1 protein-coding gene is annotated in these 377 nt (G+C 68.4%); it reads right to left on the minus strand.

Annotation, left to right across the window (positions count from 1 at the left end; translation table 11 throughout):
• The coding region (locus EN859_RS35790) for an SDR family oxidoreductase (RefSeq protein ID WP_135913640.1) at positions 1-377 on the minus strand (377 nt) is incomplete at both ends.

Consider the following 377-nt stretch of genomic DNA (forward strand, 5'->3'; position numbering starts at 1 on the left):
CCGCCGTCGACATAGAGAACATGTCCATTGACAAAGGATGATGCCTCGGAGGCCAGGAAGACGCAGGCGCCGACAAGCTCCTCGACCCTGCCCCAGCGGCCGGCCGGCGTGCGCTTTTCGAGCCAGGCGCTGAAGGCCGGGTCGGCGACAAGGGCGGCGTTGAGCGGGGTGTCGAAATAGCCGGGCGCAATCGCGTTGCACTGCAACCCGTGCCTGGCCCAGTCGGTCGCCATGCCTTTGGTCAGATTTCCGACCGCGCCCTTGGTCGCCGTATAGGGCGCGATGCCCGGGCGGGCGAGCGCCGTCTGCACGCTGGCGATGTTGATGATCTTGCCGCGGCCGCGCCGGATCATGTGGCGCGCCACCGCCTGGCCGAC

This window comes from Mesorhizobium sp. M00.F.Ca.ET.216.01.1.1 (assembly GCF_004010325.2).
GTDB lineage: Bacteria > Pseudomonadota > Alphaproteobacteria > Rhizobiales > Rhizobiaceae > Mesorhizobium.